Source organism: Paenarthrobacter sp. AMU7 (assembly GCF_041200195.1).
GTDB lineage: Bacteria > Actinomycetota > Actinomycetes > Actinomycetales > Micrococcaceae > Arthrobacter.
Genome location: NZ_CP165735.1, coordinates 3,350,524 through 3,362,521 on the forward strand (window position 1 = coordinate 3,350,524; position 11,998 = coordinate 3,362,521).

10 protein-coding genes are annotated in these 11,998 nt (G+C 62.6%); 4 read left to right on the forward strand and 6 right to left on the reverse strand.

What is annotated here, in order from left to right; genetic code table 11:
- The 3 genes from ABQM86_RS15455 to ABQM86_RS15465 all read left to right on the forward strand — a co-directional run bounded on the left by ABQM86_RS15455 (position 1) and on the right by ABQM86_RS15465 (position 2,806).
- On the forward strand, positions 1-891 hold the full coding sequence (locus tag ABQM86_RS15455; protein WP_369744840.1) for an ABC transporter ATP-binding protein: 891 nt from the start codon (positions 1-3) through the stop codon (positions 889-891).
- On the forward strand, positions 891-1,805 hold the full coding sequence (locus ABQM86_RS15460; protein ID WP_280623283.1) for an ABC transporter permease: 915 nt from the start codon (positions 891-893) through the stop codon (positions 1,803-1,805). The genes ABQM86_RS15455 and ABQM86_RS15460 overlap by 1 nt, the downstream gene beginning before the upstream one ends.
- 68 nt (positions 1,806-1,873) lie before the next feature.
- Positions 1,874-2,806 carry a TauD/TfdA family dioxygenase gene (locus ABQM86_RS15465; protein WP_207594277.1) on the forward strand — a complete coding sequence of 311 codons (933 nt, stop codon included), beginning with the start codon at positions 1,874-1,876 and terminating at the stop codon, positions 2,804-2,806.
- Between the two features lie 103 nt (positions 2,807-2,909).
- Here ABQM86_RS15465 and ABQM86_RS15470 read toward each other — a convergent pair whose 3' ends face one another.
- The 5 genes from ABQM86_RS15470 to ABQM86_RS15490 all read right to left on the reverse strand — a co-directional run bounded on the left by ABQM86_RS15470 (position 2,910) and on the right by ABQM86_RS15490 (position 8,826).
- A complete protein-coding gene (locus ABQM86_RS15470; RefSeq protein WP_369744842.1) occupies positions 2,910-3,869 on the reverse strand; it encodes an aldo/keto reductase family oxidoreductase in 960 nt (319 codons plus the stop codon).
- Between the two features lie 23 nt (positions 3,870-3,892).
- Positions 3,893-5,647 carry a glycoside hydrolase family 13 protein gene (locus ABQM86_RS15475; protein WP_369744843.1) on the reverse strand — a complete coding sequence of 585 codons (1,755 nt, stop codon included), beginning with the start codon at positions 5,645-5,647 and terminating at the stop codon, positions 3,893-3,895.
- Between the two features lie 76 nt (positions 5,648-5,723).
- The gene (locus ABQM86_RS15480; RefSeq protein WP_369744844.1) at positions 5,724-6,626 is read right to left on the reverse strand and encodes a carbohydrate ABC transporter permease; all 903 of its coding nucleotides are present in this window, start codon (positions 6,624-6,626) and stop codon (positions 5,724-5,726) included.
- Positions 6,626-7,570, reverse strand: a complete 945-nt coding sequence (locus ABQM86_RS15485; protein WP_207594280.1) for a carbohydrate ABC transporter permease — start codon at positions 7,568-7,570, stop codon at positions 6,626-6,628. Before ABQM86_RS15485 ends, ABQM86_RS15480 begins: the two co-directional genes overlap by 1 nt.
- A gap of 23 nt (positions 7,571-7,593) precedes the next feature.
- Entirely contained in the window at positions 7,594-8,826 is a 1,233-nt protein-coding gene (locus ABQM86_RS15490; protein ID WP_369746681.1) for an ABC transporter substrate-binding protein, read from the reverse strand.
- A 268-nt stretch (positions 8,827-9,094) separates the two neighbouring features.
- Here ABQM86_RS15490 and ABQM86_RS15495 point away from each other — a divergent pair, with 268 nt between their 5' ends.
- Complete coding sequence (locus ABQM86_RS15495) at positions 9,095-10,318, forward strand: ROK family protein (RefSeq protein ID WP_280623286.1); 1,224 nt, start codon at positions 9,095-9,097, stop codon at positions 10,316-10,318.
- A 46-nt stretch (positions 10,319-10,364) separates the two neighbouring features.
- Here ABQM86_RS15495 and ABQM86_RS15500 read toward each other — a convergent pair whose 3' ends face one another.
- The gene (locus ABQM86_RS15500; RefSeq protein ID WP_337339327.1) at positions 10,365-11,936 is read right to left on the reverse strand and encodes a Na+/H+ antiporter; all 1,572 of its coding nucleotides are present in this window, start codon (positions 11,934-11,936) and stop codon (positions 10,365-10,367) included.
- Positions 11,937-11,998 lie beyond the last annotated feature (62 nt).

Genomic DNA, 11,998 nt, shown 5'->3' on the forward strand with positions numbered 1-11,998 from the left:
ATGACCGCGAAAATCAGCCTGCGGAACGTCACCAAGGAATTCACGGTCCGGGCCACCAAGACAACCAGCGCTACCCGGCTCACCGCCATCGATTCCCTCAGCCTGGATGTCCGGGACGGCGAGTTCCTCACCTTGGTAGGCCCCAGTGGTTCGGGCAAGACCACGCTGCTGGACTTGCTGGCCGGACTCTCGACGCCGACGTCCGGTGAAGTCCTGGTGGATGGCAAGGCCGTCACCGGTCCCGGCAAGGACCGCGCCGTGGTGTTCCAGCAGTACGCGTTGTTCCCTTGGCGGACAGCGTCGGCCAACGTCTCCATTGGACTTGAAGGAGTGGGCCCGGACGGCAGGAAGCTGAACCGCCGCGAGCGGGCAGCGAAGGCCAGCGAATACCTGGCACTCGTAGGCTTGGCGGGTTTCGAGGACCGCTATCCGCATGAGCTCTCCGGCGGCATGAAGCAGCGCGTGGCCATCGCCCGGAGCCTGGCTTACGAGCCGGACGTCTTGCTGATGGACGAGCCGTTCGCCGCTTTGGACGCCCAGACCCGTGAGCAGTTGCAGGATGAACTCCTCAGGATCTGGAAAGCCACGGGCAAGACCATCGTCTTCATCACCCACGGCATTGACGAGGCCGTATACCTCGGCGAGCGCGTCGCCGTCCTGAGCGCGCGCCCGGGCCGGCTCAAGGAAATCGTGGACATCAATATTCCCGACCGCGACGGCGACGGGGACATCCGCTCCCATCCCGCCTTTGTGGAGCACCGACACCAGGTCTGGACGCTCCTGCACGATGAAGTCCGCCGCGCCCAGGACGCCGGCCACCGCAAGATCCTGCCGGACGGCAGCGCACCGGACGAACCCGCAACCATCACCAAGGAAAGGAGCGCGGCCTGATGACCACCACGCTCATTCATACAGAAGCCGCGCCCACGGCGGGCACCGCGACAAACCCAGCTGCCGCCGTCGAGCGTTCACCGCAGGATGCTGCAAAAGGCACGACGCCGGCAGCCGGCAAAGTGCGACGGGTCGCCGCCGCGGCCGGTTCAGTTCTCTGGAAGTCCACGGCCGTCCTGGCGTTCCTGGCACTGTGGGAGCTCGGGCCGACGTACTTGGCCAGCCCCTCCACAAGGGTGTTCCTGCCACCGCTGCACGAAGTACTCCTGGCGTGGGGCAAGCTGTTCGAGGCCGGCACCATCCAAGGCCACATTGCTGCCAGCCTCACCCGGTCCGTGGCAGGCTTCGGCGCCGCACTGGTGGCAGGTGTCTCGCTGGGATTGCTCATCGCCTGGTACGGGCGGTTGAACTCGGTCCTGAACCCCCTGCTGGAGTTGTTCCGCAACACTGCCGCGCTGGCCTTGCTGCCCGTGTTTACGCTGCTGCTGGGTATTGGCGAGGAATCGAAGATCAGCATCGTTGCTTACGCTGCGTTCTTCCCGGTCCTCCTCAACACCATTGCCGGAGTGAAGACCGTGGACCCGCTGCTGATCAGGGCGGCGCGCTCGTTGGGGCTCAACAGCTTCCGGCTCTTCCAGAAAGTCATTCTCCCGTCCGCCGTGCCCACCATTTTCACGGGTATCCGCATGGCCGGCACCGCATCAATCCTGGTGCTGATCGCCGCGGAAATGGTGGGAGCCAAAGCCGGCCTGGGTTATCTGATCGTGAACGCGCAGAGCAGCTTCCTGATCCCGGACATGTACGCCGGCATTCTTACGGTGTCCTTGTTGGGGCTCGGCGTGAACTTCCTCCTGGTAGCCCTTGAACGGCACTTCTCCCGCTGGCGCACCGCTGTTGGTGCCGACGCTTCCTGACCCACCCACGCGGTACCCGCCGCAACCCATCACCACAGGATCCACCACAACCAGTAAGGAAACAGATCATGACCGTCATTACCGAAACCAAACTCGAATTCGCCAAGCTGGGCTCCCGCATCGGCGCCGAAATCCGCGGGCTGGACATCAGCGGAGATCTCAGCGAGGACACCGTGGCCCAGATCAGGGCAGCCCTCAACGAGCACAAGGCGTTGGTTTTCCGCGAGGCCAACATCCTCACCGACGAAGCCCAGGTGAGGTTCGCTTCGCACTTTGGACCACTGACCAAGGCGCACCCCACGGTTGCTTCCGTAGATGGTGAAGAGAACGTCCTTCCCGTCGACAGCGAGAACGGCTCTGCCAACAACTGGCACACGGACGTCACGTTTGTGGTCAACCCGCCTCAGGCGTCCACGCTGCGCAGCATCGACCTTCCGGCTTACGGTGGCGAGACGTTGATCGCGTCCTCGGCCGGCGCCTACCAGGATCTCCCGGAGGAGCTGCGCACGTTCGCGGACAACCTGTGGGCCATCCACACCAATGACTACGACTACTCGGTACCCAAGAACCTTGAGCACTCCAATGCGGAAGAGCGTCGCAAGGAGTTCACCCGCTTGAAGTTCGAGACCGCCCACCCCGTTGTTCGGGTGCACCCTTTGACCGGCGAGCGCGGATTGTTCATTGGGGGCTTCGCGCAGCGGCTGAGGATCGTGGGCTTGTCCAACACCGAATCCAAGGACATCATCCGTCTGCTGCAGGCGTACGTGACGCGTCCGGAGAACGTGGTCCGGGTGAACTGGGAGCCAAACCAGGTAGTCCTGTTCGACAACCGCATCACCCAGCACTACGCCCCGGACAACTACGATGGCCAGCCGCGCAAGCTCAACCGCGTCACCATTGCCGGCGACATTCCCGTCAGCATCGACGGAAAGCCCAGCCAGGCCATCCAGGGTGACTCAAGCACCTACTCGGTAGTGGCCCCGATCAGCCACACACCGTAGGCGCACTCCATGTGTTGCTGTTCCCACCCAGCTGAGTCGCAGTACAGCGCGTTTTGAGGCCTCATAACGCGCACAACTGCGACTCAGTTGGGTTAAAACGGGTTTAGGGGATGTTGTTTCCCCGGGCCGCCACCCACAGTCCATACCACTGGGCACGGGTCATCTCCTCCGCGACAGCTGCCGCGTCGGCGCATGCCACAATCCGGGCGGGACGGGTGGTTCCCACTACCGGAGAAATCCTGGCCGGGTGCTTCATCAGCCAACCCAGCAACACTGATTCCGGCGTAGTGTTCTTCTCCCCTGCCAACTGTTCCAGCATCTCCGCTACTGCCAACTCGGCCGGTGAGAGCTCCTCAGGCTTCGCTCCGGTGTAACGCCCTTGCGCCAGGGACCCATAGGCCTGCAGTTCAATCCCGTGTCTCATGCAGTGTTCCAGGGTCCCGTGCGGAAAGCTGTACCCCACCCCCTCCGCATGGTTGACCAGCACACCGCTCTCCAGCCAGTCCCGGCGAAGCAGGCTCATTTCCAATTGGTCCGCCACAAGGGGCGTCTCCAACTGGTCCTGAAGGAACGCGATCTGGGCTCCGGACATGTTGGACACACCCAGTTGCCGCACCTTGCCTTCCGCCGTCAACTCTCCGACGGCGGCCGCCACCTCACGCGGGTCCATCAGCGGATCGGGGCGGTGCAGCAGCAGCACGTCCACATAGTCGGTCTGAAGCCGCTTCAGGCTCCCGTTGACCCGTTCGAGGATCGCTTCCCGGCTGAGGTCGTAATGCGTCGCCAACCCACGCTCCCCCAGCCTGATACCGCACTTGGTTTGCAGCTGGATCTTTTCACGCAGGCCCCGCGAACGGGCAAGGACTTCACCGAAGACGGCCTCGGACTTTCCGTTGCGGTAAATGTCAGCATGATCGAAAAGCTCAATCCCGATGCCCACGGCGGCGTCGACCACCGCGGCGGCCTGATCGATCTCAGCTGCGCCATAGGACGTTCCGTCCCACGGGCCACCGAGTCCCATGCAGCCATAGATGAGGCGTCCCCGCCCGTTCGCATTCGTCATAACTTCCGTCTTCTGCCGCAGCGCTACGCGTTGCTGACTACCCAGGCAGTGGTGTCGGAGGGCAGTTTGCCGTTCTCCAGCGGACCGCTGGCGACCACCACGTCACCTTCAGGCAGCTCAACAGGCTCGCCGCCAAAGTTCGTGACGGTATGCCAGCCACCCGGGCGGTTGAAGTGCAGCACGTCCTGGTTTCGGGTTTCCACCCACTCAAGTTCCTCAGCCGTCTGGAGTTCTCTGCGCAGGCCCAACGCCTTGCGGTAGAGCTCCAGCGTGGAACCGTCCACGCCGTCCTGGGTGGATACTGCGTAATCCTTGAACCACTCCGGCTGGGGAAGGTGCGCCTTGCCCGCGCCGAAGCCAAACGACGGACCTTCCGCCGTCCACGGCAACGGCACCCGGCATCCGTCGCGCCCGATCTCCACGCCCGGGTTGCGGAAGAAGGACGGGTCCTGGCGTTCCGAGTCAGGGATTTCCGAGACTTCACGCAAACCGAGCTCTTCACCCTGGTAAAGGTAGGCCGAGCCCGGAAGCGCGAGCAGCAACAGCGTGGCGGCGCGGGCACGACGCAAGCCAAGTTCGACGTCGAGCTCTTCAGCCGGTGCGCCGGCCAGCAGCCAGCCCTTGCCATCCTGGCCCTTGGGCTTGCCGCCGGTGATGTCCTGGGCCGCATTGGTTCCCTGCGCAACGGAGCCGCCCTTGGGCAGGCCGTACCGCGTGGCGTGGCGGACGACGTCGTGGTTGGAGAAGACCCACGTGGACGAAGCACCTGATTCCTTGGCTGCCACGAGGTTGTCCGTGATGATTTTCCGGAAGGATGCAGCGTCGAAGTCGGACTGCAGGAGATCGAAATTGAACGCCTGGCCCAGTCCTTCGGGGCTTGCATAGCGGGCACGGCGGGACTCGTGGACCCAGGCCTCGGCGACAGCCGTACGGGGCGGGTTGTACTCATTGAAGAGCTTGCGCCATTCCGCGTACACCTCGTGGACTTCATCGCGGTCCCAGAACGGGTGGGAACCATCGGTGAAGCCATCAGTTCCGTGGGCCTTGGCTTCGAGGTCGGCCTTCATGGGCAACGGCTCGGACAGATCCTTGGCCATACCGTGGGCTACATCGATCCTGAAACCATCAACGCCGCGGTCCGACCAGAAACGCAGGGTTTTCAGGAAGTCCTCACGGATCTCCGGGTTCTCCCAGTTGAAGTCCGGCTGCTCCTTGGCAAAAATGTGCAGGTACCACTGGCCGGGAGTGCCATCCGGCTCGGTGATGCGATCCCAGATGGGGCCGCCAAAGACGGAGTCCCAGTCCGACGGCGGCAGCTCGCCGTTCTCGCCCCGGCCGTCACGGAAGATGTAGCGCTCGCGGGCAGCGGAGCCCTTGGGTGAAGCCAAGGCCTCCTTGAACCACTCATGGCGGTCGGAGGAATGGTTGGGGACGATGTCCGCCACGATCTTGATGCCGGCGGCGTGCAGGGCCTCAACCATCTCGTCAAAGTCCTCAAGCGTACCCAGCTTCGGATCCACATTGCGGTAGTCATCTACGTCGTAGCCGCCGTCAGCGAGCGCTGAAGGGTAGAAGGGGCTCAGCCAGACGGCGTCGATTCCCAGTTCCTTAAGGTAGGGAACTTTGGCGGTGATGCCCTTGATGTCGCCCAGTCCGTCGCCGTTGGCGTCGTGGAAGCTGCGGGGATAGATCTGGTAGACAGCCGCCTGGCGCCACCAGTTGGGGTCGGCCATGCGGTCTACATAGGTATGGTGTGCCTGAGTGGCGGAGGTGCTCACGAAACTCCTTTGATTTAGTATCTAAATTTATATCCCGGACCAGTATGAAACGGCCGGACACCGCAGGTCAACAGGCCTAGCCCTTTACGGCCCCCTGGGTAACCCCTGCCATGACCCACCGCTGCGTGAACAGGTAGGCAATTATCGCCGGGGCCATTGCCATCAGGTAGGACGCGAAGGACACGTGGTAGTTGTTGCTGAACTGGGTCTGGAACAGGTTTTGCCGCACTGGGAGTGTCTGCAGGGACGGATCGGAGATGATCAGCGACGGCATCATGAAGTCATTCCACGCATAAAGGAAGGCGAAGATTCCCACGGTGGCGCTCATTGGAGCGAGAAGCGGGAAGATCAGCTTCCAAAAGGTCTGCCAGGTGGTAGCGCCGTCGATCCTTGCACTCTCCTCCAACTCCATCGGGATGGACCGGAGAAATGCGGTGAACAGAAGGACGCTGAAACTCAGCTGGAACATGGTGGCCAGCAGGATCACACCGAACGGATTGTCCAGGCCCAACCGGCCCGTGAGCTGGATCTGCGGCAGCGCCACCACGGGGAACGGAATGAACATTGCCCCCAGCAAGTAGAAGAACGAATACCGGAAGAGCCGGCGCTCCCAGTTTCGAACGATCGCATAAGAAGCAAAGGCCGCCAGGATGATGGTGGCCACCACCGTCCCGGCAGTCACCAGCAAGGACATCGCGGCGCCCACAGGGAAGTTTGTCAGCGTCCAGGCCTGGACGAAGCCGTCAAAACTGAAGGGAGCCGGGAAGGAGAAGGCGTTGCCATCCACCGCCCGCCCCTGGGTCTTCAGCGCCATGGAGATTGTGACGTACAGCGGCAGGAGCACGGTGACAGCGCACAGGATGAGGATGGTGGTTGCCGGCCAGTTGACGCGTTCGACGGCGGACTCGGACCGGCGTCGGCTCTTTCCGGTGGGCTGGGTGGTGGGCTCGGTGATGGCGAGGGTGGCTTGATTGGTCATCAGAGTGCATTCCGTCCGCGAGTCAGCGAAAGCTGTACGAGAGAGATAACAATGGCCACTACGAAGAAGATCGTGGCGTTGGCCATCTGGTAGGCGTAGTCGCCGCCGTTGAAGCCCGAGATGACGGTCATCGCGATGCTTCGGGTTGAGGTGCCCGGGCCACCGTTGGTCAGGCCAACAATGATGTCGTAGGCGTTCAGGAAGCCTTTGAACCCCAGGATGATGTTGATGACCACGTAGCCCGATACCAGCGGAAGCGTGATCTTGACCAACTGCTGGAACTTGCTGGCTCCATCGATTTCCGCAGCTTCATAGACGTCCCCCGGCACGGCCACCAGTCCTGCGATGTAGATCAGCAGTGCACCCGGCACAGCCTGCCAGGCAGTGACCAGCACAATGGCTACCCAGGCGAGGTCCGGGTTTGCCAGCAGGCTGTTCTCCAGCCAGGGAATCCCGGCAGCGGCGCCAAGGGAGGGCAGCGAGTTGGAGAACAGGAAGTTGAAGACGTAGGCGATGATGATGCCCGAGACCACCATGGGGATGACAAAAATGGTCCGCAGCGCCGATTTCATCCTGATGCGCGAGGTCAGCCCGACGGCCAGGAGGAACGCCACCACGTTGACGGCGATCACGGTGACGATGGAGAACCCGAACGTGAACAGGTAGCTCTGCAGGATGGCGGGGTCGGTGAAGATGGCAACGTAGTTGGTCAGGCCGACAAATTCCCAGTCACCGATTCCGATCGAGTTGGTGAAACTGAAGAAGATGCCGATGATTCCCGGAATGGTGATGGCCAACGTGAAGAGGATGAGGCTGGGGACGAGGAAAAAGTAGAAGATCGGCTCGACCCGGCGCGTGCTGCCCTGCCGCTGACGGCCCTGCTTGGCCGAAACCTGCTTCCGGCCGTCCTGCCCGGACGTAGTGGGGGTGGTGATGATGGACATGATGTTGACTCCCTGCTTCGGCGCTACTGGCGGAAAGCCAGCCGCGCCCAGTCTGCGTCGAGGGTGCTAAGGGTGGAGGTGGGGCTGGCGCCGAAAACGAGGGCCTGCGTGTAGTTCATGATCGGGATGGTTTTTGGTACCAGCACTGAAGGACCCTGGTAGACCTGGGATTGCTCGTAGTACCGCACCATTCCTTCAATCCGGGGATCGGGAGCCGCAGCTGAATCCTTGGTGGGAGTGAAGCCCAACTGGGATTTGTTGTAGGCATCGATCACTTCGGGCCGGTAAAGGTACTCGAGGAAGTCCTTTGCGGCCTCCTTGTGTTTGGAGGCCTCAGGGATCCAGGCGGCCAGGTCCACGTTCACCCGGACACGCAGGTCCTGGGGGTCGTCGGTCATGGGCAGCGGGAAGGTTCCAAGTTTCAGGTCAGGGGCCGTCTTCGCGATCTCGCTGAAGGCCCACGGACCCTGCAGGTACATGGCGGCCTTGCCCTGGGAAAACGCCAGGTTGCCGTCGCCGTAGGCCCGGCTGGCTGCATCCTTGTTCACGTACTTCGAGGCCAGTTCCAGCATCTTGCCAACAGGCTTTTCAAAGTCCTTCTGGAAGGACACTGCAGATCTCGGCCCCACGTTGGTGCCTTCGGCGGAAAGCTTGTCAAAAAAGTCCAGCGTGTCCACCTGGCCGCCCACGGAGTAGTCGAACCAGCCCTGGGCGATGGTCCAGTCGTCCTTCCACGTGGCGTAGAACGGCGTCACTCCAGCGGCTTTGAGTTGATCGCATGCTGCGGTCAGCTCACTCCAGGTGGTGGGCACCTTGATGTTGTTGGCCGCGAAGATTTCCTTGTTGTAGATGACCGAGGAGGCCATGATCGAGTAGGGCAGCGCGCTGGTGCGGTCCGGGTAGGTCCCGTACTGGTCCATCAACGGCTGGAGATCTTCGCGGATCCTTGACGCCGCTGCCGTACCGGAGAGATCACTCAAGGCCCCCCGCTGGACAAAGCGTGAGGTTTCCATGTTGTAGTTCGCCAAGGCGATGTCCGGCGGATTTCCCCGGACGAAGCTCGCGGACACCACATCCACCCCCGAGGTGTCCAGGACAACCTCGGTGTCGTTCTGGGAGGCGTTGTAGTCGGCAACGAGCTTGGTCATGAAGCCAATGGCTTCGCGCTTGCTGAACGTGAAGCGGATGGTTTCCTTGCCCGATTCCCCTGTGCAACCGGAGAGGAGACCGGCCAGCAGGGCCAGTCCGAGGCTCATCGCCGCAAGGCGCTTCTTACGCGTAGGTTTCACAGACTCCGTGGTCCTTTCGTCGTGCGGACCGCTGTGGCCGCCGTGCCCGGGGTGGTCGCTGCTGACCATCCCGAGTTTAGATAGGAGATAAATTTATGACCTATCGCTAGTTTGAGTGACGTGCGCCACAGCGTCAAGCTTTTAACGGAAGCGCGTCACAATCTAAATTTATGTACTAAATTTAGAGAGATCGTTCTATCGCTCCCGATAGACGCCCAAGAGTTTGGAGTACCCCATGCTGAGCGGGACTGCACCGTCAACCCAACTGGTACGCCGGGTCAACGCCAGCGCAATGCTCAAAGCCATGCGCGGCGCCGGTGTCCTCACCGGAACCGAGTTGATGGACTCCACCGGGCTCTCGCGCGCCACCGTCATATCGATCTGCGATGAACTGGTCCGGCTCGGTTGGCTCCAGGAGTTGGAGAACCAACGGGGTACCGGGGACTACGTCAAGGGACGCCCGGCCCGCCGCTTCGTTTTCGACGATGACGCGGCCAGCGTCATCGGCATCGACATCGGCGCCACCAAGATCACGGCAATCGTGGCCAACATGGCAGGGGCATCGCTGTCCAGGGTCACCATGCCTTTCCGCACCTTCAACCTCCCTGCCGATGAACGCGCCGACGTGCTGGACCGCATTGCCGCAGACGCCCTGAAACAGGCAGGAGTCACTGCGGATTCAGTGCTGGCGGTCGCCGTGGGGGTTGCCGCACCGGTCAGCCGCGACGGCGAAGTCCTCACCGTCCAGGAATTCTGGAGGTCCTTCGACGTCCGCAGGATCGTCGCTGAGCGGCACGGCTGGCATGTCCTCCTGGAAAATGACGCCAACCTGGCCGCCTTGGCAGAACGGTGGCAGGGCACCGCGCAAGGAGTGGACAACTTTGTGGTGATGTTGGCCGGTGACCGCCTGGGCTCGGGCATCCTTGAATCCGGACGCCTGCTCCGCGGCCAGCTCGGAGGCTTCGGTGAACTGGGCTATCTGGACACCGTGGAAGGCGTGGGAGACACCTACGGAATTGCCCACTACGCTGCCCGATGGGGCCGCGAAGCCATGGAAGCCAGCACCACTACCTCGCTGCACACTCTCTGTGGCAGCGATCCTGAATCCTTGAGCGCCGAAATGGTCTTCGAAGCCGCAGCAGAGGGCGATGACGCCGCACGAACCGTGCTGGACCGCCTGTCTGAACGCATGGCCCGGGTCATCGGTTCAGTCAGTACGTTGGTCAACCCGGACCTGGTGGTCATAGCCGGGGCCGTGGCGGCCTCGGCCCACGCACTGATTCCGGGCATTGAAGAGAAGATGACGGAGTTCACCTTCACTCCCCCGCGCCTGGCAACCTCACCCTTGGGCGATGGGATCGTGTCCCTCGGCGCGATCCGGCATGCACTGGATTATGTCGAGGAACATGCCCTGGACCTTTACCCCGCGTCGCTGCCGAAACACGAGGCTGCCGGCTGACCGCTTCTTGCCGCTCGGCCCGGCAGGCGGCCAGTCCGGAATTCGGCTAGTCCGGCATCGACATGGTGCGCAGGTCCAGTTGCCTCAGCACGCGATCTGCGACTTCCGGATCAGTACCCAGCTCGTTCCGGGCCGCCACCACTTCCTGCCGTGCAGCATCCAACGCGATGGTCTGCACCGCGATCGACAACTCCCGTCCGCGCTTGCGCTTTTCAGCGACCGACTCGTTCTGCAGGGTGCCATCGAGCAACTCCGCATGCAGTCTGCGCATCTTTTCCTTGACCAGCGCCACCTTCTCCGCCGGGAGTTCCTTCATCAGGTCGTGGTCCTTCAAGGCGGCGACCGCAGCCGACTGGGCGCGCTTGGCGAGGACCTTGGCGGCATCCTGCTCGTGAGAACCATCTTCGGTGGCCTTCAGCACCCGCATGAGCCATGGCAAGGTGAGGCCGGGAAGCACCAGGGTTGCCAGGAGGACGGCGCAGGCAATCACCAGGATCTCGTGCCGGGCCGGGAAGTCACTGCCATCCGGCAGGGTCAAGGGAAGCGCCAGCGCCAACGCCAACGTAGCCAGGCCGCGCATGCCACACCACGTCAGGATCAGCACTTCCTTGGGTGAGGTGGGCTGCAGGAGGTTCCTGCGCCTCCGGGCCGTCAGGGCAAGCAGGCCCAGCCACAAGAACCGGACGACGAACACCAGGATGCAGATAACCACAGCCATGCCGATCATCCCGAAGATCGCAGTCCCCTCGTCCCGGATAACGTGTCGGATTTCCAGCCCCACCAGGCCGAACGCCAGGCCTGTGGCAAGCAACTCCACCACATCCCAGAACGCCGTCCGCGTAATGCGTTCAGCGGCATCCTGCGGCCGCGTATGGCGCTGCAACTCCAAGGCGGTGACGACGACGGCCACCACACCTGATGCGTGCAACTCTTCCGCGAGAATGTAGGCGGCGAACGGAACCACCAAGGTGACGGCACTGCGGGCCACCATGGACGTGACCAACGTGGTGATGAACTTGGTCAGCCAACCCATGGCGATGCCGATCACCACAGCCAGCGCGGCTCCGATGATGAACTGCGGAATGACCTCCGGGCCCACTTCCTTCCCGGACACGGTGGCCGCCACGGCAGCCTGGAAGATGACGATGGCAGCAGCGTCGTTGAAAAGCCCTTCGCTTTGCAGGACCGTGATGAGGCGGCGCGGCATGTGGACGCGGCCGGCTACCGACTCAACGGCAACGGGATCCGGCGGGGCCACCATGGCACCCAAAGCGATGGCCGCCGGGATTCCGATGCCCGGGATCATCAGCCAGGCAGCACCGGCCACTACAGCCGTTGACACCACCACCAGAGCTACGGCCAGGAGCAGGAGCGTCCGCCACCGCACCCTGAAGACGGCCCACGAGCTCTTCTGGGCGGTGGCGAACAGGAGCGGCGGAAGGAAGATCGGCAGGATCAGCTCAGGCGAAATTTCAAACTCAGGGAAGCCCGGGATGAAGGTCAACGCCACAGCCAGCAGCAGCATCAGGACCGGGTACGGAAGCCGGAGCCGGTCCCCCAGGCCCACTGCCACCACCGTAGCCAGCAGCAACCCGACAATGAGCGCCAACTGATCCATGTTCCTGCTTCCCCAGACGTTGTAAGGCCCTCCCCGGACAAAGCCGAAAAAGTTCCCTACCA

Excerpts from the sequence above, each read along its gene's own strand:
- ABQM86_RS15470 (WP_369744842.1), bottom strand. The coding sequence starts at position 3,869 with ATGACGAATGCGAACGGGCGGGGACGCCTCATCTATGGCTGCATGGGA.
- ABQM86_RS15465 (WP_207594277.1), top strand. The coding sequence starts at position 1,874 with ATGACCGTCATTACCGAAACCAAACTCGAATTCGCCAAGCTGGGCTCC.
- ABQM86_RS15485 (WP_207594280.1), bottom strand. The coding sequence starts at position 7,570 with ATGTCCATCATCACCACCCCCACTACGTCCGGGCAGGACGGCCGGAAG.
- ABQM86_RS15455 (WP_369744840.1), top strand. The coding sequence starts at position 1 with ATGACCGCGAAAATCAGCCTGCGGAACGTCACCAAGGAATTCACGGTC.
- ABQM86_RS15460 (WP_280623283.1), top strand. The coding sequence starts at position 891 with ATGACCACCACGCTCATTCATACAGAAGCCGCGCCCACGGCGGGCACC.
- ABQM86_RS15495 (WP_280623286.1), top strand. The coding sequence starts at position 9,095 with ATGCTGAGCGGGACTGCACCGTCAACCCAACTGGTACGCCGGGTCAAC.
- ABQM86_RS15490 (WP_369746681.1), bottom strand. The coding sequence starts at position 8,826 with ATGAGCCTCGGACTGGCCCTGCTGGCCGGTCTCCTCTCCGGTTGCACA.
- ABQM86_RS15500 (WP_337339327.1), bottom strand. The coding sequence starts at position 11,936 with ATGGATCAGTTGGCGCTCATTGTCGGGTTGCTGCTGGCTACGGTGGTG.
- ABQM86_RS15480 (WP_369744844.1), bottom strand. The coding sequence starts at position 6,626 with ATGACCAATCAAGCCACCCTCGCCATCACCGAGCCCACCACCCAGCCC.